We start from the raw sequence: 20403 nt of genomic DNA on the forward strand, positions 1-20403 counted from the left end.
CGCAAGCCTCAAGCTCGAGGCGGGCTGGTGAGGAAAGAAAGTCAGGGCGGATCATAAGCAATAGCTGAATCGTTCCAAACCCAGCAGTCAAGTCAACAAATTCGGCTTCTGCAGGACTCGGAGTATAACCGATTTATCGCGCTGCACATTGGCGCTGTTGTTGCGCTGACAGCACTTGCAACTGCAGACATGGCACAGGCGACAGATGTCGACGCCTCGCGCGCGCGGGTCGAAACCGCCAGTTTGACACTGCCCGCCAGCCCGAACCGGGCTTGCTGGGCGCGCTACTCTACAAGCGGTGCGGCCCCGACAAATGGCGTGATTGAGGAAACTGCTTTCCGCGTGCCCTGCCCGGAAACGGTGACAAGCGTGTTCGTGGCAAGCCTGCAACGCGCTTTGCAGGCGCGCGACTACTATTCCGGACCAATCACCGGGCGACCGGATTCGGCCACCCGCGATGCGGTCCGCGCGTTCCAGCGCGCGACCGGGTTCGACAGCCCGATCCTCACCTTAGAGACCGCACAACGGCTCGGTTTGTCACCCCGCGACTTCGGCCGCAACTGAGCCTAGAATTTTCGCATGAAAAACGCGCGCCACTCTGGGCGCGCGTTTCTCGTTTCCGTTCGGTGGCGTCACTCTTCGAGGCTAAGCGCCACGAACCGGGGATCACCGCCACGGCGCAACAAGACCAAAAGCGACTTGCGCCCCGCCTCTCGGGCCGCTTCGGCCCGTTCGCGAAGGTCGGTGACGTTGTTCACAGGTTGCTGGTTGGCCTCTGTGATCAGATCACCGGGTAGAATCCCTTTGCTACCCGCGTCGCTGTCAGGCTCGACGGAGCCGACAACAAGACCGCGCATACCGGCGGGCAAATCCATTTCGACCCGCAGCGCATCGGTTATCGGCGCAAGCTCCATCCCCAGAAAGCTCGAGGGTTCGGGGTTCGGCTCTGGCATTCCGGGACCGTCGCTATTGGCCGCCGCCAGTTCGCGTTGACCCAATGTAACGGACACCGTCTGCTCCGAACCATCGCGGAAAACGACCACATCTACCGCGCGCCCCACACCGGCGTCAGCAACCCGACGCACCAGCATGTTGCTATCCGCGACATTGCCGCCGTCAAATTCGAGAATGACATCGCCGGCCAGGATTCCCGCCTCTTTGGACGGTCCATCCATCACCTCTGTGACCATCGCACCGCGGGCTTCTTCCAGCCCGACCGCTTCGGCCATCTCGTCAGAGACGTTCTGGATGCGCACACCCAGCCAACCGCGGCGCGTGCTGCCGAATTCGCGCAACTGATCAACCACGCCGGTCACGACGTTGGAGGACATGGCAAACCCGATCCCGATAGAGCCGCCGGTGGGCGACAGGATCGCGGTGTTCACACCGATGACATCGCCATCCATATTGAACAACGGACCACCGGAATTGCCACGGTTAATGGCGGCATCGGTCTGGATATAATCATCGTAATTGCCTTGCAGCGCACGTCCGCGCGCCGAGATGATGCCGGCACTGACCGAGAAGCCCTGCCCCAGCGGATTGCCGACGGCCATCACCCAGTCGCCCACGCGCGTGGCTTCGGCATCGCCAAAGCCGACATGGGGCAGCTCTTCGTCGTGGTCGACTTTGAGCAAAGCAATGTCGGTCGCCGGGTCGGTGCCCACCAATGTGGCTTCCAGCGTCAGACCAGAGAAAAACTCGATCTGGATCTCATCGGCGCCGTCAATGACGTGGTTGTTCGTCACGATGTATCCCTCGGACGAAATCACGAAGCCGGAGCCCAGCGCCTGACCCTGACGTGGCCGTTGTGGCGCGCCCGGACCGCGTGGATCATCCAGAAAATCGCGGAAGAAATCTTCGAACGGGGACCCTTCGGGCAGTTGCGGACGATCATCCATCCGCGCCGCTACAGTGGTGGTCGTGGTAATGTTGACCACGGCGGGGCTGACTCGCTCTGCAAGATCAGCAAAACTTTCGGGGCGGTCTTGGGCCAACAGAACGGTGGCTTGAGCCAAGGTCAGCACAAGCGCCAGCATGGTCAGACGGACCAGCCGGAACAGCCCCGCGCTGTCATGTTGGCGCGCTATCGCGACGGTGGAAGGCATATGTGAACTCCTCTTTCACTGTCATGATCGGCGGGCATTGGCCCACACTCTGTTGCATAGATATGGCAGATCAGGACAAACGCAATTCGTGAAATGATATTTCAACCAAAGGTGAGAGCAGGTTACGGCGCCGCGATCATCCCGGACAGGGTGAACAGAAGGACGCCCAAAACCAAGGCAAGCGCCCCGATCAGGCGGCGCGCACCTTCTGGCAACTGCGACAGCGCGCGCAACAGGTCTTCAACGCGGGAAGGGGCCAGTGCGAACACCAGCCCCTCCAGAATAAGCACCAATCCAAGGGCAAGGACGAGCGTGGATAAATTCACGCCGACCATCCCTTAATTGCTTATCATATCTTCAAGCTCGCGCACCGACTCCGGCTCTTCCGCGCTGGGTTCAGGCAGGCGTTCGCGCGCGGCTTCGGGGTTCTCCTCCAACTCGCGGGCAAAGGCTTCGGCAGCGGCGAGCGACTCTCCGCTCAGGCCATCCGTGCGCAGGAAGTTGAAGAACTCGCTATCCGGGCTGAGTACCATGGTCGAATTCTCACCCCGCAGCGCCGCCGCGTAGCTTTGCATGGAGCGCGAGAAGGCGAAGAATTCCGGGTCCAGATTATAGGCGTCAGCATAAATCCGGTTGCGTTCGGCATCGGCCTCACCGCGCACGATTTCGGCATCACGCTGCGCGCTCGACACCAGTTCGGTCACGGTCCGATCGGCCAGCGCGCGCACACGCTGCGCGGCTTCGTTACCGCGCGCGCGCTCGTCCGCGGCTTCGCGTTCGCGCTCGGCGCGCATCCGGGCAAAGGTCGCTTCAAGGTTCTCTTGCGGCAGGTCAGTACGCGTCAGACGCACATCGACCACTTCGATGCCCAAAGAGTCCGCCTGACGCCGCGCCAGATCGCGAATGCGGTTCATCAACCCGGTACGATCCTCCGACAGCACAGAGTTGGACGGCACCGAGCCCAAGACTTCGCGGATCGACGCGTTCATGATGCTTTCGATCCGGCCTTGCGCACCGCGCACACCGTCAAGACCCACCGCTTCGCGGAAGTCGCTGACATCGCGCAGGCGCCAGCGCAGGAACGCGTCAACAACAAGACGACGGTCATCCAATGGGGTGACTTCCAAGGGTTGGGTTTGCAGGCCAAGAATACGCGCGTCGTAGCGCACCACTTCCTGAATGAACGGCACCTTGAACCCAAGGCCCGGTTCCGTGATTTCCTGTTTCACCTGACCGAATTGCAGCACAAGCACGTTTTCACGTTCATCCACGATGAACAGCGACGAAAACGCAAGCACCACGGCCACGGCGATGACTGGCAATATAAGACCAGCTTTTTTCATCAGTTTGCACTCCTCTGGCGGCCAAGTTCATTCAGCGGCAGGTATGGCAGAACGCCGGTACCCGACTCGCCACCAGTTACGTTGTCCAGAATTGTCAGGTTCATATCGCCCAGAACCTGTTCCATGGTTTCCAGATACATGCGTTTGCGCGTCACTTCGGGCGCATTGACGTATTCGGTGTAGACAGACACGAAGCGGCTGGCCTCACCCTGCGCGGTGTTGACCACCTGCGCACGGTAACCTTCGGCCTCTTCGCGAAGCTGTGCAGCCTGGCCACGCGCCTCTGCAAGCACGCGGTTGGCGTAGGCATCGGCCTCACGCTCCAGCCGGTCACGTTCCTGACGGGCGGTCTGCACGTCGCGGAAGGCACTGATCACCTGCTCTGGCGGGTCGGCCTTGTCGAAGTTCACACGAATTACGTTGATGCCTGCATCATAGCTGTCGAGCAAATCCTGCACCGCGCCCTGAAGGTCGGCCGCAATGGCACCACGGTCACGGTTCAGAATTGGCGACAGTTCTGTACGCGCGATAATGTCACGCATCGCGGATTCCGCAGACGCGCGCACCGTTTCGCGCGGATCGGCCAAGTTGAACAGGAAGCGCGCGGGATCGGCAATGTTCCAGACAACCTGGAATTCGATATCCACAACCGCTTCGTCGCGCGTCAGCATCAGGCCAGTGTCAAGGTTTGACCGCCCGGTGCCCACTTCGGTCACACGTTCGGTCGTCACCTGCACCACTTCGCTGCTGACCACGGGCCAAGGCGCAAAGTTCAGACCGGGGTTGCCGGTCTGGTAATATTGGCCGAACAGCAGTTCGACCGACCGCTCTTCGGGGCGAACCGTGTAGAACGATGCAAATGCCCAAGCCGCCACCAGCGCGACGAGGCCCAACAACACACCGCGTTTGCTGAAACCACCGCCGCCGCCATCGCCGGACGGGCCGTTATTGCCACCACCGCGACCGCCCATCAGGACGCGCAGTTGTTCTTGGCCCTTCTTCACGATCTCTTCGATTTCGGGAACCTGCTGGCCACCACCACCGCGCGGGCCATTATTGCCGTTGTTGCCGCCATCGCCGCCGCGGTTTCCACCGCCGCGATTGCCGCCTCCCCATGGCCCTCCGTTATTTCCGGACATCTGGACTCCATTCCTGATTTACAGCTTTGTCTGACAAGTGGGTTCATAACCCTCGAATTCAACCCTTAGCGCGCATGGCTGCGGATGGCTTTCCGCATTGTGACCAGTTCCTCGGCCATTGACGGATGCACCGCCAAGGTCGCGTCGAACTGCGCTTTTGTCGCCCCCATGGACACCGCGACGCCGGCAAGCTGGATCATCTCTCCCGCGCCATCCGCGACGATGTGACACCCCAGCACGCGGTCGGTCGTCTGGCACACGATCAATTTCATCATTGCCCGCGAATTGCGGCCTGCAAACAGGCTATGCATGGGGCGGAACGCGGCACAATACACATCGACCGGGCCTTGGTCGCGGGCTTCTTCCTCGGTCATTCCGACAGTGCCGAATTCGGGACGTGTGAAAACCGCCGTCGGGATCAGCCCATGGTCGAAATAGCGCGGCGTGCCACCAAAGACGGTATCGGCAAAGGCATGCCCCTCGCGGATCGCGACCGGCGTGAGATTGGCACGATCCGTCACATCACCCACGGCATAGACCGAGGGGATTGCGGTCTGGCTGTAGTTGTCCACCGGGATCGCGCCGCCCGGCCCAAGCTCCAGCCCCAGCTTGTCCAGCCCCAGCCCGTCGGTGTTGGGCCTGCGCCCCGTGGCGAACATCACCGCATCGTAAGTGCCGTCATGGCCGGTGGTCGCCTTGACGAAGGTCTGGTCGCCCTCGGCGCGCATCTCGACCACATCCGTGCCCAGATGCAGGTCAACGCCATTGGCCGCCATTTCGTCCGCGATATGCCCACGCGCTTCCTCATCGAACCCGCGCAGGATTTGCGCGCCGCGATAGAATTGCGTGGTTTTTACGCCCAGCCCGTTAAAGATGCAGGCAAATTCACTGGCAATATAGCCGCCGCCCACGATCAGCATGGATTTGGGCAGGCGGTCCATCAAGAACACCTCGTTCGAGGTGAGAACATTGTGCCCCTGCCATTGGTCCGGCACGACCGGCGCGCCGCCGGTGGCGATCAGGATATGGCGCGCGGTGATCTTGCGGCCATCGGCCAGTTCCACCGTGTGGGGGTCATCGGGCGTGGCGCGGCAGTCGAAGACCGTCACGCCCGCGCTGTCCAGCCCCTTACGATACGCCGATTCCAGCCGGGTCAATTCCGTATCCAGTTTTGACCGGAACGCGCCCCAATCGAACGCGCCGATCTGCGCATCCCAGCCATAGGCCTGCGCATCGGCCACGCGGCCGGGAAATTCCGAGGCAAACACCATCAGCTTTTTCGGCACGCAACCGCGAATGACGCAAGTGCCACCCATGCGGTATTCTTCAGCCAGCGCGACCTTTGCGCCATGTTCACTGGCGGCAATGCGCGCCGCGCGCACACCGCCGGACCCGCCGCCGATCACGAACAGATCATAGTCGAATGGCATGGTGCCCCCTTAAATGTCGTCGAAGATATTGCTGGCCTCTGCCAGCTCCACCTGACGGTGGCTGACCTGCGCGGACCCGTCCGACAGATCGCGCAACTCTACCGCGCCATCGGGATGTCCGATTATGACCTGATCGGCGATGTCCACAAACAGCCCATTTTCAACCACGCCCGGCACTTGGTTCAGCACCAGCGACAATTGCCGCGCATTGCCGATTCGGCCCAAGGCAAGATCCAGAATGTAATTGCCTTCATCGGTCACATATGGCGCGTCACCATTCATGCGCAGACGGGTTTGGCGGTCCAGAACATCCATGCTGGCAAGAATTTCTTCGATCAAGGCTTTAGACGCCTGCCAGCCGAACGGGATCACCTCTACCGGCAAGGGAAAGGCGCCCAGTGCGTTCACTTCCTTGGCAGGGTCGGTGATGACGATCATCTGGTCCGACGCCGTTGCCACGATCTTTTCGTGCAGCAGCGCGCCGCCGCCCCCCTTTATCAGGGTCAGTTCGGCATCGAATTCATCGGCCCCGTCTATTGTCAGGTCCAGCCAGCGCGCTTCATCCAGCGAGACAACATTTATACCCACCTCGTGCGCAAGCTGCGCTGTCCGGGTCGAGGTCGGCACGGCAATAATACGCAAGCCCTCATTCTTAACCCGCGCGCCCAGACGGCGCACCAGCCAACTGGCGGTCGATCCGGTGCCAAGGCCCACGCGCATCCCATCCTTGACGAAATCTGCCGCGCAATAGGCACTGGCATATTTGGCACGATCAATCGGGGTCATCTGGTCGGTCATGGCGGGCCCTCACAATACTATTGGCCGGGTTATAGGCGCTTTGCCACCAAGGTTTAAGGGCTAATCGCCCGTGCGCTGGATGCTGCGCAGGTAACTGTCCAAAGCAACGATCTTTTCGGGCAGTTCGCGCGACATGCCATCCGGCAATGGCACCCGCGTCAATGGCCCTGTGAGAAGATATCCGAATTCCGGCATCTTGACGCCCGCATAGGCCGCCTGCCCACGGGCATATCCGTCAAGTTTGTCAAGAACCATCACCTGCGGATACGCGCCGCCCGCCCGCAGCGCGATGCCCGTCAGGTCTGGCACGGTATCACCGCCGCGGGCATCCGCGCCGTGGCATTGCACACAGTTTTGCGCGAAAAGACTGCGGCCCGCCTGCGGGCTGGTGGTAGGCGAACAGGCCGCGAGGGCCAAAAGCGGGGCAAGGACAAGCACAGGTTTCATGGCGCAACCCTGCCCCAGCGCGACGCGCCTGCCAAGGGGTCTTGTTTGGAAGGTGACATGTCGTTTCCCGTGTTGGGATTGGTGCAAACTAAGGTTAGCTTTATCCGAGAAAACGAGGGGTGTGCGATGTTTCTGTCGGTGTTCGACATGTTCAAGGTGGGGATCGGCCCGTCATCATCCCATACGATGGGGCCGATGGTGGCCGCCGCGCGGTTTCTGGATCACCTGCGCGGCCTGCCCTTCGGTGTGGCGGGGCTCAAAGCCAGTCTGCATGGCTCGCTCGCGTTTACCGGCGTGGGGCATGCGACGGACCGCGCTGTCATCCTTGGGCTGGCCGGCTTCATCCCGTCGGCCTATGACGCAACCCGCGCCGATGCCGCACTGGCCCGGATCAAATCCGAGGGGACGGTCGAGGTGGAGGGCCTTGGCACCCTGCACTTTGCTCCGGATACCGACCTCATATTCGACTACGGCCCGCCCCTGCCTAGCCATGCAAACGGGCTGCGCCTGATGGCGACCGACGCGCAGGGCGACGTGATCGCGCAAGAGACCTACTTCTCTATCGGGGGCGGTTTCGTTGTGACAGAGACCGAATTGGACGCGGAACCGCCCACGCCCGACGTGGCCTTCCCTTACCCTTTCGCCACTGCAAGCGAGATGCTTGAGATGGCACGCGCCTCTGGCAAGACGATTGCACAGATGAAACGTGCCAATGAGTTGGCCACCATGGGGCCAAACGCGCTGGATGCAGGGCTGCGACGTATCTGGGCGGTCATGCGCGCCTGTATCGACCGGGGTCTGGACAGCGATGGCACCCTGCCCGGCGGGTTGAATGTGCGCCGGCGCGCGAAGGCGATCCATCAATCCCTTAAAGCCGAAGCCGGGCTGAACCTGACCGCGCCGCATGTGATTAACGACTGGATCAGCATCTATGCAATGGCCGTCAACGAGGAAAACGCGGCGGGCGGACAGGTCGTGACCGCTCCGACAAACGGAGCGGCGGGTGTGGTGCCCGCCACGATCCGCTACTGGCTGGACCATGTGCCCGGCGCATCCGAAGCGCGTCTGGGCGATTTCCTGCTGACCGCCGCCGCAATCGGCGGGCTAGTCAAACACAACGCATCTATCTCGGGTGCGGAATGCGGCTGTCAGGCAGAGGTCGGCGCGGCCTCTGCTATGGCTGCCGCGGGGCTGGCTGCCGTTCTAGGGGCCTCGCCCGAACAGGTGGAAAATGCGGCCGAAATCGCGCTGGAGCACCATCTGGGCATGACTTGCGACCCTGTCAAAGGGCTGGTGCAGGTGCCGTGCATAGAACGCAACGGCTTGGGCGCGATCAAGGCAGTCTCCGCCGCATCATTGGCGCTGCGCGGCGATGGCACGCATTTCATGCCGCTTGACAACTGCATCGAGGCGATGCGCCAGACCGGGGCCGATATGTCGGAAAAATACAAGGAAACTGCCTTGGGCGGTTTGGCGGTCAATATCCCAAATTGCTGACACGGCAGGCTCTTCCCGAATTCTGCGCGTTTGGCCGAGACTGCGCCATGAGTATTTATGGCAAGATGAAATCGCTTTTCAGGAATGTGCCCTTGCCCTTACTGTAGCGTGACAAACAAAAAAGGGCGCGTATGGGAACGATCCGCAATATCCTGATTGTGGCGCAGAATGGGCGACTGCAATACGAGGCATTGCTTTTCGCCGCGAGCCTGCGGCATGTCGCGGCGAATAGCGGTTTGCGGCTTGTTGTGGCGGAACCGCAACCGGGGCCGCTTTGGGAAGATGACCCGCGCATCAGTCGCCCCGCGATCCGGCGCGAATTGCGGGCGTTGGGGGCAGAGATCGTGCCGCTGCACAACAAGGTCTTTGGGGCGCGCTACCCGCAGGGCAACAAGCTGGAAGCGCTGGCCCTGCTACCGGCCGGAGAGCCGTTTGCCTTTTTCGATACCGACACGCTTGTCACGGGTCCGATTGCCGACGTGGTGGCGGGGCCACCCACGGCTTCGACCATGGTCGAGCCAACATGGCCGCGCGAGCCGCTTTACGGACCGTCATTGGCGCAGATCTGGGGCGCGCTTTATGACCGTTTCGGGCTGGACATGACGCCCACCCTCGACACGCAATTCGGCGCGGATGACTGGCGACGCTACCTGTATTTCAACGCAGGCTGGTTTACCGCAGAGTGCCCGCATCAGTTGGGCACGCGGCTGTTGCATTACGCGCAGGACATCGCGCGCGATCCGCCGCCCGAGCTGGCCACGCAAACGCTCTACCCCTGGCTGGACCAGATTGTGCTGCCGCTGGCAGTGGCTGCTTTGGGCGGCGGGCGACGGAACACTGGTTTGGACGCGGAAAAATCGCTGCATTACCGCGCACTGCCGGAAATTTATGCCTATGGCTCCGACCATGCGGTGGACATTCTGGAACAGGTCACGCGCGCCCCGCACCTATGGGATATTTTTAACCAGCATGTCGCGTTCCGGCGCATGATCTTCAAGGAAAACGGCCCCAATTTGCGCCAGATCATGGCAGGCACCCCGCCGCCCTTCACATATTGGGGGCGCAAGAAGCGGATCATGGATGCGGGGCATTGGATACGATGACAGGCGTGATAGAGGTGGAAGTGACCTGCCCGGACGAAGACAGCGCGCGCGCTATTGCGCATGCTGCGCTACAGGCGCGGCTGGTGGCCTGCGCCAACATCCTTCCGGGGCTGGAAAGCCTGTTCCACTGGCAAGGGCAAATAGATTCGGAAAGCGAAGTGCTGTTGCGAATGAAAGCGCCCGCAACACGGTTTGACGCGCTCTGCACCGTCATCTCGGCCAAGCACCCCTACGAGTTGCCGGCAATCACTGCCCTTCCGCTCTCAGCCATCGGCCCCGGCGTGGCTGACTGGATCGCCGAAGAATGTCAGGTCGCAAAAACCTGAGCGGCGTCCGGGTAGCCCTTCACCTCTATCGGGTTGCCCGACGGGTCGCGGAAGAACATGGTCCATTGCTCACCCGGCTCCCCCTTGAACCGTAGGGTCGGCGGAATCACGAAATCGACGCCCGCCGCGTCCAACCGCTCGGACAGCGCGCGGAAGCGGTCCACATCCAGTACCAGCCCGAAATGCGGCATCGGCACCATGTGATCGCCGACCTTACCCGTGGGCGCATTGGCGAAGGGCTCTCCCAGATGCAGGCTGATCTGGTGGCCGAAGAAATCGAAATCGACCCATGTGTCGGTGCTCCGCCCCTCCGCGCACCCCAGAACCTTGCCGTAAAAGCCGCGCGCGGCGTCCAGATCATGGACATGATAGGCGAAGTGAAAGGGCATCAGCATGTTCGGTCCTCCTGTTTGTGCCAGTGCTATCCGCAGCGGCCAAAACAGACAAGCACCCCTCTGGACGCTGCGCGAACGCAACCCTATAAGGCGCGCATGGCATATATAGCGATCATCCAGCGAATTAGCGTCCCGGCACTCTGACGCGCCCGGAGTGCCGGGTCAAATTTGCGCTTGCCCGTTCCACAATTTGCGAAAGATCGCCGAAGATGACCGACTACAAAGACACGCTTTTCCTGCCCGAAACCGACTTTCCGATGCGCGCGGGCCTGCCTGCGCGCGAACCCGACTGGCTGGCCCGTTGGGAACGGCTTGGCATTTATGATCGACTGCGCGCTGGTGCCGAGGGTCGCAAGCCTTTCATCCTGCATGACGGCCCGCCCTACGCGAATGGCCACCTGCATATCGGTCACGCGCTGAACAAGGTGCTGAAGGATTTCATCACCCGCAGCCAGCAAATGCTGGGCCGCGACGCGCGCTATGTGCCGGGTTGGGATTGCCATGGCCTGCCGATCGAGTGGAAGATCGAAGAGAAATACCGCGCCGAAGGGCTGGATAAAGATGCGGTCGACGTGGTCGATTTCCGTCAGGAATGCCGCCGCTTCGCCGACCAGTGGATCGACGTGCAGCGCGAGGAATTCAAGCGTTTGGGCATCACCGGGAAATGGGACAAGCCCTACCTGACCATGGATTACCACGCAGAGGCCGTGATCGCGGATGAGTTCATGAAGCTGGTGATGAACGGCTCGCTCTATCAGGGGTCAAAGCCCGTGATGTGGTCGCCGGTCGAAAAGACCGCTTTGGCAGAGGCCGAGGTCGAGTATCACGAGCATACATCGCATACGATCTGGGTGCGGTTCGCGGTGCAGACTAGTGCGCTTGAAGGCGCGTCGGTCGTCATCTGGACCACCACGCCTTGGACCATCCCGCAAAACCGCGCGGTGTGTTTCGGCCCCGGCATCTCTTACGGCCTCTATGAAGTGAGAGAGGTGCCCGAGGGCGCAAAGATGGATGCAGCCGAAAAGGTCATCTTGGCCGATGCGCTGGCCGAAAGCGCCTTTGGGCAAGCCAAGGTCACGGCGCAGCGCTTGCGCGATGTATCGGCGGATGAACTCGGCGCGCTCACACTGGCCCACCCCTTCCGGGGCGTCGAGGGCGCAAACAGCGAATGGGATTTCGATGTGCCCATGCTGCCCGGCGACCATGTGACCGATGACGCGGGCACGGGCTTCGTGCACACCGCCCCAAGCCATGGCGATGACGACTATCAGGTCGGCCTGAAACACGGCCTGCCGATGACCTATAATGTGCTGGAAGATGGCAGCTACCGCGCCGATCTGCCGCTGTTTGGCGGCGAGGTCATCGTCAAACCCGATGGCAAGGAAGGCGGCGCAAACGTGGCCGTCATCAAGCAACTGGCCTATGCCGGCGCGCTTTTCGCCAAAGGCAAGCTGAAACACAGCTATCCGCATAGCTGGCGGTCGAAAGCGCCGCTGATCTACCGCAACACTGCGCAATGGTTCGCCGCCATCGACAAGCCGCTCGATGATGGCATGAATGAGCATGGCGACACGATCCGCGCGCGTGCGCTGGAAAGCATTGATCGGCTGGTGAAATGGACGCCGCAAACCGGGCGCAACCGCCTTTATTCAATGATCGAAAACCGTCCCGACTGGGTGCTGTCGCGCCAACGCGCTTGGGGCGTGCCGCTCACCTGTTTTGTGAAAAAGGGCGCGAAACCGACCGATCCCGATTTCCTTCTACGCGACGAACAGGTCAATGCCCGGATCAAGGCCACCTTCGAGGTCGAAGGGGCGGATGCATGGTATGTGCAAGGGTTCAAGGAACGTGTCCTTGGAAATCTGCATGACCCAGACGCCTATGATCAGGTTTTTGACATTCTGGATGTGTGGTTCGATTCCGGATCGACCCACGCCTTCGTGCTGCGCGACCGCGAAGATGGCAGCCCGGACGGGATTGCCGATCTGTATCTGGAAGGCACCGACCAGCACCGGGGCTGGTTCCATTCGTCGATGCTACAAGCCTGCGCCACCAAGGGCCGCGCGCCCTATCGGGGCGTACTGACACACGGATTCACGCTGGACGAAAAGGGCATGAAAATGTCCAAATCGCTCGGCAACACCGTCGCCCCGCAAGAGGTGATCGACCAATATGGCGCGGATATCCTGCGCCTGTGGGTCGCGCAATCCGACTACACGGCGGATCTGCGGATTGGCAAGGAAATCCTGAAAGGCGTGGCTGACAGCTACCGCCGCTTGCGCAACACGCTGCGCTTCATGCTGGGCAATCTGGACGGCTGGTCGGAAGATGAGCGCGTCGCCCCCGCCGACATGCCCGAACTGGAACGGCTGATGCTACACCGCATGGCAGAGTTGGACGGCATCGTGCGCAAGGGCTACGACGCCTACGACTTCCAAGGCGTGTTCCAAGCCTTGTTCAATTTTGCAACAACGGACCTGTCAGCCTTCTATTTCGACATCCGCAAAGATGCACTTTACTGCGATGCGCCGGATAGCTTGCGCCGCCGCGCCGCGCGCACGGTGCTGGACCTGCTGTTCCACCGCTTGGTGACCTGGTTGGCCCCGATCCTGCCCTTCACGATGGAAGATGTGTGGCTGTCGCGCTTCCCGTCTGACGATGACAGCGTGCATCTGCACGACATTCCGGCAACTCCGTCGGATTGGTTGGACGAAGCACTGGCCGAGCGCGCGAAAACCGTGCGGATGGTCCGCCGCGTCGTCACCGGCGCTTTGGAAGCCGAACGCCGCGCCAAAACAATCGGCGCCAGCCTTGAAGCCGCGCCAATCGTGCATCTGACCGAAGCGCAGGCGCAAATCGTGACCGACCCCGCGACCTTCGCGGACTTGTGCATCACCTCGGGCGTGACGCTGAGCACCGAAACCGCGCCGGACGGGGCTTTCACGCTGGACGATGCACCGGGCGTTGCGGTTGTGTTTGCACGCGCCGAAGGACAGAAATGTCAGCGCTGCTGGAAAATCAGCCCAGATGTGGGCAGCCACGCTCACCCCGACACATGTGCGCGATGCAGCGCAGCTTTGGGGTGACATTCCTTGTCCGATAACATATTCGAACTATTGATTATGTTATCGGACAAGAGAGCAAACCATGAAACTATGCATCTTAACGGGCATGCTAATGGGCACGATCATGTCCTTCATCGTGTCCGGTTTTATCACGGCCGTGAATACCGGGTTGGACGCAGGCTATTTCGGGCGTTGGTCTTATGCTTGGGCGGTGGCTTGGGCAATCGCCGTGCCGCTGGCGGTGCTGGTCGGCCCCTTTGCCCGCAAATGGGCAGAAAGACTGGCCTGATATTGATCAGGCTGCGCTTGCATCCGCTGGACCGTCGCGCCGCCCGTTCTAGCTACCGCGTTGAATAGGAGGCAGCATGCAACAAGCACTGGTGATCGGGGCATCGGGCGGAATAGGCCGGGCGCTGTGCGCGGAGCTGGTTCGGCGCGACTGGCAAGTAACGGGTCTGTCGCGCAGCAAAGACGGATTGGACGTCACCGATGCGGCCACCGTCAATAACCAGATGGGGGCGCTGGAAGGCCCCTTTCAGCGCATAATAATCGCCACGGGCGCGTTGGAGATCGACAAACACAGCCCGGAAAAGGCACTGAAACACATCACCCCCGAGGGCATGGCCGCACAGTTCGCGCTGAACGCGACCGGACCGGCGCTGGTGCTTGCCCACGCTGCGCGCCTTATGCCCCGCGATGCACCCTGCGTTGTGGCCACATTGTCCGCGCGCGTGGGATCAATCGGCGACAATCGCGCTGGCGGTTGGCATAGTTACCGCGCGGCCAAGGCGGCGTTGAACCAGATCATTCGCGGCGCGGCGATAGAGCTGGGACGCTCTCACAAGCAGCTTGCTTGTATTGCCCTGCACCCCGGCACCGTTGCCACGCCCTTTACCGAAAAATACCTTGGGCGCCATCCCGCTGTCGCGCCGGACCATGCCGCCACGCGCTTGCTGGACGTTATGGATACCCTTGGACCTGAGCAGTCAGGGCAGTTTTTCGACTATGCCGGAAAACCTGTGTCATGGTGAAACTGGTATTGGTTCTGGGCGACCAACTGTCGGATGGGTTGTCGGCGCTGTCCCATGCCGACCCGACGCAAGATGTGGTGGTTATGGCCGAGGTCGCATCCGAAGCGTCTTATGTCCCGCACCACCCCAAGAAGATAGCCTTCACCTTTACCGCAATGCGCAAGTTTGCAGCGTCATTGCAAGCGCGTGGCTGGCGCGTTGCCTACACCCGGCTGGATGACACGGAAAACGCGGGTTCGATTCCCGCCGAATTGCTACGCCGCGCCGAAGAATTCAGAACCGACTGCGTGCTGTGCACCGAACCCGGGGAATGGCGCCTGATCTTGGCGCTGCGCGATCTGCCCCTGACACTGACAATGTTGGAGGATACGCGCTTCATCTGCGCCCACAGCGAGTTCGAGGCATGGGCGGAGGGCCGGAAATCCTTGCGGATGGAGTATTTCTACCGCGAGATGCGACGCAAGACTGGCTTGCTTATGGAGGGCGACAAACCCGCGGGCGGCAAGTGGAATTTCGACCATGACAACCGCAAACCGGCCAAGGGCGACCTGTTTCGCAACGCCCCGCCAGAGGCGCAGGGCAATCCCGTTCTAGATGAGGTTCTTGACCTCGTCGAAACGCGCTTTCCTGACAATTTCGGCACGCTCCGTCCCTTGCGTTTCCAGACCGACCGCGCAGGTGCGTTGCGGGTGCTGGACCATTTTATCACGCATGCGCTGCCCGATTTCGGCACTTATCAGGATGCGATGCTGACGGATGACCCGTATCTCTACCACGCGGTGATCGGGCTCTATCTGAACGCGGGGCTGTTGGACCCGCTAGAGGTTTGTGCCCGCGCCGCCAAGGCCTATGACAACGGCAGAGCCCCTCTCAATTCGGTCGAAGGTTTCATCCGGCAGATCATCGGCTGGCGAGAGTTCATGCGCGGCATCTATTTTCTTGAAGGACCAGACTACACCGGCAGAAATACGCTGGCACATGACCGCGTGCTCCCCGACCTGTTTTGGGGCGCGGAGACGCGTATGAATTGCCTGAAGAATGCGGTCGGGCAAACCCGCGATCTGGCTTACGCGCACCATATTCAGCGCCTTATGGTCACGGGAAATTTCGCGTTGCTGGCAGGCGTTGACCCGGCGCATGTGCATGAATGGTATCTGGCGGTTTACGCCGATGCCTACGAATGGGTCGAAGCGCCCAACGTGATCGGCATGTCGCAATTCGCCGATGGCGGTGTGGTCGGATCGAAACCCTATGTAAGCTCCGGCGCCTACATTGATCGGATGTCAGATTATTGCAAGTCATGCGATTACCGTGTGAAAGACAAGACAGGGCCGCGCGCGTGCCCGTTCAACCTGCTGTACTGGCACTTTCTGATCCGCCACCGGGACCGTTTTTCGCAGAATCCACGCATGGCGCAGATGTATCGCACTTTCGACCGTATGGACCCCGATCGCCGCCGAACGGTATTGGCCGAGGCCGACACGTTTTTGCAAAGGCTCGATGACGGCGAAACGGTTTGACACAGGCTTGCCCTGCCGATGTCGCTCGCCTATCCCTGTCGCATGAAAACACCGCGCTTCACCCCGCTGGTCGCTGACCTTCCTGCTACGGTGCCATTTGTCGGACCAGACGCGCAAATGCGCGCCAATGGACGTCCGTTCAGGGCACGAATCGGCGCCAATGAAAGCGGATTCGGCCCGTCGCCCAAAGCAGTCGAGGCCATGCGCCGCGCCGCGCCCGAATCCTGGATGTATGGCGATTCCGAGTGCTATGACCTGCGCGCGGCTTTGGCTGAGCACCATGGTGTGACCCCCGCGCATATCATCATCGGGGAGGGCATTGACGGGCTGTTGGGAATGTTGGTACGCATGCTGGTCGCGCCGGGCGATCCGGTGGTCACATCGGACGGCGCTTACCCGACTTTCAGCTACCATGTCGCAGGCTATGGCGGCGTCTTGCACAAAGTGCCCTATCGCGACGATCACGAAGACCCCGGTGCGCTCCTTGCACGGGCGGATGAGACGGGGGCAAAACTGCTCTATTTCTGCAATCCCGACAACCCGATGGGCACTTGGCACAGCGCCAGAGTGGTGGAACGCATGATCAAGGCCGTTCCCCATGGCACATTGATGGTGCTTGATGAGGCCTATATAGACGCATCTCCCAGCGGCACCGCCCCTGAAATTGACCCGGATAACCCGCATGTTATCCGTATGCGGACATTTTCCAAACTCTACGGACTGGCGGGGCTTCGGGTTGGCTATGGCATCGGCTCGCCGGACCTGATTGCGATGTTCGACCGCATCCGGAACCATTTCGGTATGGGCAGGGTCGCACAAGCGGGCGCGCTGGCGGCACTGCAGGACCAGGCATGGCTGCAGAGTGTTCAAGGTGATGTGGCGCGCGCGCGCGCTCGGATTGCGCAGATTGCGGCCGATTGCGGGCTCTATGCGCTGCCCTCTGCCGCCAGTTTCGTGGCATTGGATACCGGGCGCGACGGTGATTTTGCCCGACGCCTCGTCGATGCTTTGATGGCGCGTGATATCTTCGTACGCATGCCCTTTGTCGCACCGCAAGATCGCTGTATCAGGGTCAGCGCGGCACCGGATGGCCCGCTGGATGCCTTTGAAACCGCTTTGCCAAAAGCGCTCGCAGACTGTGCACACGCCACTAAAGCCCCTCAAAAAACCTGATCCGCCCCTGTCGAACATATGAGCGCCCTCTATTAGGCAGGTGTCGGGGCGGGATCGCGTAGCCCGATCACATCTTCACTGTCGACAATCTGACCACCGTCAAGCACCAGCAAAGTATGCCCGCCATCAGAGCGCGCCTCGCGCACATTGGCATACCCAAGCACAGGGTTCTCGGCGATTTGCTCGTCATCGCGGTAACTCAGCATCGTGAAGCTGTAAAATTCGCCTGTTCCGAAAGCGCCCGCCTCGGGCGGAACCTCAAACAGAATTTCGGTGCTACGAGGGTCCACGTCATATCGGCCGATTTCGCGTCCATTGCTGTCGGTAACCACCAATTCTGCACGGTTCGCCTGCGACACCTCTGGTGGAATAAGCTGCAGGGGCGCACCGTTATATTGCACCGGCGCCGGGCTCAGAACATCGCGCCCCACCCATGCCGCAAGATCCGCCAGGCCCATTTGCGTTGCCAGACGTCCCAACAATTCATTCGTCTGAACCTGTTGTTCCACTCCGGAAAAGGTTGCAAGTTGTGCAGCAAAATCAGATGCTTCGATCGGTTCCAATGGGTTCTGGTTTTGCATTTGGGCCGTGAGCATTGTCAGGAATGTCTGAAAATCCCCCGCTTCGGTCTGATCTGCCGCTGTTTGCGGCACCGCAGAGCGTTGGGGGGTGTTCACAGGAGCAAGCGGGTCCAGCATAGGCAGATTTCCTCTATAAAGTTGCAACGCAGCTGCGGGCTAAAAACGCAGGTCCAAACCGTTCGTTTGGGTTTGGGGCGAAAGGCTTGGCGGCACATCGGTACCAAGCACGGGCATAATCTGAGCGGGCAAATCGGCATCGCTGGATCGCCCGTTATGCTGTCCGTCCTGATGACCCTGTTCGAATTCGAATCGCGCCCCCGCGAAGCCGAGATCGGACAGATCACGAGATAGGGCCGCGATATTTTTACGTAGAAAATCCAGTGTTTCAGGCCGTTCGGTCGCAATCAAAACCTGCAAACCGATCTCGGATTGCTGCAGGTGGATACGGACCCGCCCAAGTTCTTCCGGCGACAGCGTAATCTCGAACACGTCGCCTTTTGTCTGTGCGAGCATCTGGGCGATTTGCGCCGTTGGCGACGGTGGCGTGGTTGGCGCTGCGAAGTTTTGCGATCCGGAGTGGGCAACTTGGTTTGTCGCATGCGGCGTTGCAAGACCGATGGCATCACGCTCCCTCAGCGGCGCGTTATGCCAAGGTTCGGGCACTTCGGGAACCAGCAGCGCCGAAGCAGGCTGGGCTATCGGCTTTGTCCCTATGGTGGCCGGTGCGGTGGCGGCAACAGTGCCCGGCAGGGCTGGTTGCGGCCCCTGAACTGGCACCATGTTACCCGACCGATCCCTTGCAACGCGCTCGAACGACCGCTGGTCTGGCAGGCTTTGCAGTTTGCGCGGCTCTGGAACGAAAGCGTTCAACACAGCCAAAGCTGGCGCAGCAGGTGACAGGCGCGCGACACCTTGCGCCGTATCCGGACGCAGGGCGAGGGGTGCGACGGGAATGTGGCTCTCTGCAGAGCGAAAAACCGTTTCAGACTGCGCATTTTGGATTTTTCTGGTTTCCGAAACCTGTGGCATTTCCACTGCTACACCCTGATCTGGCCCGCCCGATGCGCCTGCGGCTGATCGATGTTCTTGCGGCACCAAGCTCGCTGAACCCTGCGTCAGCGGTAGAACGCGCGCGCCGTCCGCCTCTAGCGGATGACCGCCAACTTTTAGCGACACGTCTTGGCTATTGCCGGAGAGCGCCACTAGCTGCGCGCCGTCCTTCAACACCTCGCCCGACGCTGACAAATCGGTTTTCGCCATTTCAGTTTCACGCGAAGAACCCAAAGTCGGGTCAATCCCCTTCGGCAAGTGCCAGAGCGCGGTGTGAGAATCCCTGCGCGCGCTCCTCCGGTCCGCATCCAAGGTGTCCACCCCATCCTTTTCAACCACCCCGACACGGGTGTGAAGCGCGGCCTGTGGAGTCCCGGCAGCCTGCTCCGGATATAGATGCTGTGCGAAGCCTGTATCTTCCGACGGCTGCGTGTCTGCCTTCGTCTGCCGCCCCCTGTGTGGCGGTGTCAAATCTGTTTGCAATGTGAAATCAGGCATAGGCCCCTCCTCGTCAGCATTTTGACACCAACTGCTTACCGAATCTTTACCGACCATCAGGAAAATGGCTGGGTAAGATGGAGAGAATAATGATCGAATCTGTAACCGCTTTGTCGCGACCGACCCTGCCAGCGGGAAAGCTTCAGACAGTGGCCAACCAGTTTGAGGCTGTTTTTTTGGCTCAAATGCTTTCAGCGGCGGGTGCCGGCAGTGCATCATCGGAGGGTGGAATTGGCGAGGCGCAGTTCTCGTCATTTCTTTTGAATGCCCAAGCCCAGCAAATCGCTGACCGCGGCGGCGTCGGCCTGGCCGAAGTGATCATTCGCCACTACACGTCCGACAGCGTTGAGGGGGGCACATGATGCGCTCCACACCGTTCGAACAGATTCACGCGGTCCTGATGGCGGAGCAGGCCGCGCTTTTGTCGGGTGATATAGAGTCTCTCGATCAGATCGCGGACCGCAAGGACCGTGCGACCCAGCGCCTTGCAGAGACCCATCTTGCACCGGCAGAAATGGAGCGCCTTCGCTCGATCACCCAGCGGAATTCCGAATTGCTCCGCATGGTTGCGGACGCGATCAAGACGGCCCGTGCGCTTGTAACCCGTGACGCGCGCGGTCCTCAGACGCTGGCCTATAGTGCCGATGGAACGCGTCACCCGCTGCAACAATCCACGCGCCAGTTGGTTCAGAAAGCGTGATGGGGTGTGTTAACCATATGGATGAAAAACCACGCGCACTCTTTGTTTGCTTTGGCCCGGTTCACGACTTCTAAACCGTTCATAGCCAATATGAAGCCATCGACCGGACTGTCGACCGACCCAAAGCCGGGTCGCCTGCAGAATGCATCTAACCCGCCCGAAAAGGCGATTTATTTCATCGTGCAAAATGCACTCTTGT

Annotated in this window: 21 protein-coding genes; 11 read left to right on the plus strand and 10 right to left on the minus strand. The window is 60.8% G+C overall.

Annotation, left to right across the window (positions count from 1 at the left end; genetic code table 11):
* Nucleotides 1-189: 189 nt before the first annotated feature.
* Nucleotides 190-564: a peptidoglycan-binding domain-containing protein gene (locus ROE7235_RS09325; protein WP_121094942.1), complete on the plus strand. Its 375-nt coding sequence runs from the start codon at nucleotides 190-192 to the stop codon at nucleotides 562-564.
* Between the two features lie 68 nt (nucleotides 565-632).
* Here ROE7235_RS09325 and ROE7235_RS09330 read toward each other — a convergent pair whose 3' ends face one another.
* The 7 genes from ROE7235_RS09330 to ROE7235_RS09360 form a co-directional block, all read right to left on the minus strand.
* The gene (locus tag ROE7235_RS09330; protein ID WP_121094944.1) at nucleotides 633-2108 is read right to left on the minus strand and encodes a Do family serine endopeptidase; all 1476 of its coding nucleotides are present in this window, start codon (nucleotides 2106-2108) and stop codon (nucleotides 633-635) included.
* A gap of 122 nt (nucleotides 2109-2230) precedes the next feature.
* Nucleotides 2231-2434, minus strand: coding sequence for a DUF2065 domain-containing protein (locus ROE7235_RS09335; protein WP_245963920.1), 204 nt, complete (start codon nucleotides 2432-2434; stop codon nucleotides 2231-2233).
* Between the two features lie 12 nt (nucleotides 2435-2446).
* Entirely contained in the window at nucleotides 2447-3451 is a 1005-nt protein-coding gene (gene hflC, locus ROE7235_RS09340; RefSeq protein WP_121094948.1) for a protease modulator HflC, read from the minus strand.
* Nucleotides 3451-4590 (minus strand): FtsH protease activity modulator HflK, encoded by a 1140-nt coding sequence (gene hflK / locus ROE7235_RS09345; RefSeq protein ID WP_121094950.1) that lies wholly within the window; start codon nucleotides 4588-4590, stop codon nucleotides 3451-3453. Before hflK ends, hflC begins: the two co-directional genes overlap by 1 nt.
* Before the next feature lie 65 nt (nucleotides 4591-4655).
* Nucleotides 4656-6020, minus strand: a complete 1365-nt coding sequence (gene gorA, locus ROE7235_RS09350) for a glutathione-disulfide reductase (RefSeq protein ID WP_121094952.1) — start codon at nucleotides 6018-6020, stop codon at nucleotides 4656-4658.
* Between the two features lie 9 nt (nucleotides 6021-6029).
* The gene (rpiA, locus tag ROE7235_RS09355) at nucleotides 6030-6818 is read right to left on the minus strand and encodes a ribose-5-phosphate isomerase RpiA (RefSeq protein ID WP_121094954.1); all 789 of its coding nucleotides are present in this window, start codon (nucleotides 6816-6818) and stop codon (nucleotides 6030-6032) included.
* 60 nt (nucleotides 6819-6878) lie between these two features.
* A complete protein-coding gene (locus tag ROE7235_RS09360; protein WP_121094956.1) occupies nucleotides 6879-7265 on the minus strand; it encodes a c-type cytochrome in 387 nt (128 codons plus the stop codon).
* A 126-nt stretch (nucleotides 7266-7391) separates the two neighbouring features.
* On the opposite strand from ROE7235_RS09360, the gene ROE7235_RS09365 reads away from it, so the two are divergent.
* The 3 genes from ROE7235_RS09365 to cutA all read left to right on the plus strand — a co-directional run bounded on the left by ROE7235_RS09365 (nucleotide 7392) and on the right by cutA (nucleotide 10191).
* Nucleotides 7392-8762, plus strand: coding sequence for an L-serine ammonia-lyase (locus tag ROE7235_RS09365; RefSeq protein WP_121094958.1), 1371 nt, complete (start codon nucleotides 7392-7394; stop codon nucleotides 8760-8762).
* Between the two features lie 131 nt (nucleotides 8763-8893).
* Nucleotides 8894-9865: a GT-B fold glycosyltransferase domain-containing protein gene (locus ROE7235_RS09370; RefSeq protein ID WP_121094960.1), complete on the plus strand. Its 972-nt coding sequence runs from the start codon at nucleotides 8894-8896 to the stop codon at nucleotides 9863-9865.
* The gene (gene cutA, locus ROE7235_RS09375; protein WP_121094962.1) at nucleotides 9862-10191 is read left to right on the plus strand and encodes a divalent-cation tolerance protein CutA; all 330 of its coding nucleotides are present in this window, start codon (nucleotides 9862-9864) and stop codon (nucleotides 10189-10191) included. The genes ROE7235_RS09370 and cutA overlap by 4 nt, the downstream gene beginning before the upstream one ends.
* Here cutA and ROE7235_RS09380 read toward each other — a convergent pair.
* A complete protein-coding gene (locus ROE7235_RS09380) occupies nucleotides 10173-10586 on the minus strand; it encodes a VOC family protein (protein ID WP_121094964.1) in 414 nt (137 codons plus the stop codon). The genes cutA and ROE7235_RS09380 overlap by 19 nt on opposite strands.
* Before the next feature lie 209 nt (nucleotides 10587-10795).
* On the opposite strand from ROE7235_RS09380, the gene ileS reads away from it, so the two are divergent.
* The 5 genes from ileS to ROE7235_RS09405 all read left to right on the plus strand — a co-directional run bounded on the left by ileS (nucleotide 10796) and on the right by ROE7235_RS09405 (nucleotide 17375).
* Entirely contained in the window at nucleotides 10796-13672 is a 2877-nt protein-coding gene (gene ileS, locus ROE7235_RS09385) for an isoleucine--tRNA ligase (RefSeq protein ID WP_121094966.1), read from the plus strand.
* A 61-nt stretch (nucleotides 13673-13733) separates the two neighbouring features.
* Nucleotides 13734-13940, plus strand: a complete 207-nt coding sequence (locus ROE7235_RS09390) for a DUF2798 domain-containing protein (RefSeq protein WP_121094968.1) — start codon at nucleotides 13734-13736, stop codon at nucleotides 13938-13940.
* 76 nt (nucleotides 13941-14016) lie between these two features.
* The gene (locus tag ROE7235_RS09395) at nucleotides 14017-14682 is read left to right on the plus strand and encodes an SDR family NAD(P)-dependent oxidoreductase (RefSeq protein ID WP_121094970.1); all 666 of its coding nucleotides are present in this window, start codon (nucleotides 14017-14019) and stop codon (nucleotides 14680-14682) included.
* Nucleotides 14676-16202: a cryptochrome/photolyase family protein gene (locus ROE7235_RS09400; RefSeq protein WP_121094972.1), complete on the plus strand. Its 1527-nt coding sequence runs from the start codon at nucleotides 14676-14678 to the stop codon at nucleotides 16200-16202. Before ROE7235_RS09395 ends, ROE7235_RS09400 begins: the two co-directional genes overlap by 7 nt.
* A 42-nt stretch (nucleotides 16203-16244) precedes the next feature.
* On the plus strand, nucleotides 16245-17375 hold the full coding sequence (locus ROE7235_RS09405; protein WP_121094974.1) for a pyridoxal phosphate-dependent aminotransferase: 1131 nt from the start codon (nucleotides 16245-16247) through the stop codon (nucleotides 17373-17375).
* Nucleotides 17376-17407: 32 nt separating this feature from the next.
* Here ROE7235_RS09405 and ROE7235_RS09410 read toward each other — a convergent pair whose 3' ends face one another.
* A complete protein-coding gene (locus ROE7235_RS09410) occupies nucleotides 17408-18073 on the minus strand; it encodes a flagellar hook capping FlgD N-terminal domain-containing protein (RefSeq protein ID WP_121094976.1) in 666 nt (221 codons plus the stop codon).
* Nucleotides 18074-18112: 39 nt separating this feature from the next.
* Nucleotides 18113-19561, minus strand: a complete 1449-nt coding sequence (locus tag ROE7235_RS09415; RefSeq protein WP_121094978.1) for a flagellar hook-length control protein FliK — start codon at nucleotides 19559-19561, stop codon at nucleotides 18113-18115.
* 32 nt (nucleotides 19562-19593) lie between these two features.
* On the opposite strand from ROE7235_RS09415, the gene ROE7235_RS09420 reads away from it, so the two are divergent.
* Together ROE7235_RS09420 and ROE7235_RS09425 are read left to right on the plus strand one after the other, a co-directional pair.
* On the plus strand, nucleotides 19594-19866 hold the full coding sequence (locus ROE7235_RS09420; protein WP_121094979.1) for a rod-binding protein: 273 nt from the start codon (nucleotides 19594-19596) through the stop codon (nucleotides 19864-19866).
* A complete protein-coding gene (locus tag ROE7235_RS09425; protein ID WP_121094981.1) occupies nucleotides 19863-20204 on the plus strand; it encodes a hypothetical protein in 342 nt (113 codons plus the stop codon). The genes ROE7235_RS09420 and ROE7235_RS09425 overlap by 4 nt, the downstream gene beginning before the upstream one ends.
* The last annotated feature ends 199 nt before the right edge of the window (nucleotides 20205-20403 follow it).

Source organism: Roseinatronobacter ekhonensis, assembly GCF_900499075.1.
Classification (GTDB): domain Bacteria; phylum Pseudomonadota; class Alphaproteobacteria; order Rhodobacterales; family Rhodobacteraceae; genus Roseinatronobacter; species Roseinatronobacter ekhonensis.

Excerpts from the sequence above, each read along its gene's own strand:
- hflC (WP_121094948.1), bottom strand. The coding sequence starts at position 3,451 with ATGAAAAAAGCTGGTCTTATATTGCCAGTCATCGCCGTGGCCGTGGTG.
- ROE7235_RS09365 (WP_121094958.1), top strand. The coding sequence starts at position 7,392 with ATGTTTCTGTCGGTGTTCGACATGTTCAAGGTGGGGATCGGCCCGTCA.
- ROE7235_RS09370 (WP_121094960.1), top strand. The coding sequence starts at position 8,894 with ATGGGAACGATCCGCAATATCCTGATTGTGGCGCAGAATGGGCGACTG.
- gorA (WP_121094952.1), bottom strand. The coding sequence starts at position 6,020 with ATGCCATTCGACTATGATCTGTTCGTGATCGGCGGCGGGTCCGGCGGT.
- ROE7235_RS09425 (WP_121094981.1), top strand. The coding sequence starts at position 19,863 with ATGATGCGCTCCACACCGTTCGAACAGATTCACGCGGTCCTGATGGCG.
- ROE7235_RS09325 (WP_121094942.1), top strand. The coding sequence starts at position 190 with ATGGCACAGGCGACAGATGTCGACGCCTCGCGCGCGCGGGTCGAAACC.
- ROE7235_RS09410 (WP_121094976.1), bottom strand. The coding sequence starts at position 18,073 with ATGCTGGACCCGCTTGCTCCTGTGAACACCCCCCAACGCTCTGCGGTG.
- ROE7235_RS09400 (WP_121094972.1), top strand. The coding sequence starts at position 14,676 with ATGGTGAAACTGGTATTGGTTCTGGGCGACCAACTGTCGGATGGGTTG.
- ROE7235_RS09415 (WP_121094978.1), bottom strand. The coding sequence starts at position 19,561 with ATGGTCGGTAAAGATTCGGTAAGCAGTTGGTGTCAAAATGCTGACGAG.
- ROE7235_RS09390 (WP_121094968.1), top strand. The coding sequence starts at position 13,734 with ATGAAACTATGCATCTTAACGGGCATGCTAATGGGCACGATCATGTCC.
- ROE7235_RS09405 (WP_121094974.1), top strand. The coding sequence starts at position 16,245 with ATGAAAACACCGCGCTTCACCCCGCTGGTCGCTGACCTTCCTGCTACG.
- ROE7235_RS09395 (WP_121094970.1), top strand. The coding sequence starts at position 14,017 with ATGCAACAAGCACTGGTGATCGGGGCATCGGGCGGAATAGGCCGGGCG.
- ROE7235_RS09420 (WP_121094979.1), top strand. The coding sequence starts at position 19,594 with ATGATCGAATCTGTAACCGCTTTGTCGCGACCGACCCTGCCAGCGGGA.
- hflK (WP_121094950.1), bottom strand. The coding sequence starts at position 4,590 with ATGTCCGGAAATAACGGAGGGCCATGGGGAGGCGGCAATCGCGGCGGT.
- ROE7235_RS09380 (WP_121094964.1), bottom strand. The coding sequence starts at position 10,586 with ATGCTGATGCCCTTTCACTTCGCCTATCATGTCCATGATCTGGACGCC.
- ROE7235_RS09360 (WP_121094956.1), bottom strand. The coding sequence starts at position 7,265 with ATGAAACCTGTGCTTGTCCTTGCCCCGCTTTTGGCCCTCGCGGCCTGT.
- rpiA (WP_121094954.1), bottom strand. The coding sequence starts at position 6,818 with ATGACCGACCAGATGACCCCGATTGATCGTGCCAAATATGCCAGTGCC.
- ileS (WP_121094966.1), top strand. The coding sequence starts at position 10,796 with ATGACCGACTACAAAGACACGCTTTTCCTGCCCGAAACCGACTTTCCG.
- cutA (WP_121094962.1), top strand. The coding sequence starts at position 9,862 with ATGACAGGCGTGATAGAGGTGGAAGTGACCTGCCCGGACGAAGACAGC.
- ROE7235_RS09330 (WP_121094944.1), bottom strand. The coding sequence starts at position 2,108 with ATGCCTTCCACCGTCGCGATAGCGCGCCAACATGACAGCGCGGGGCTG.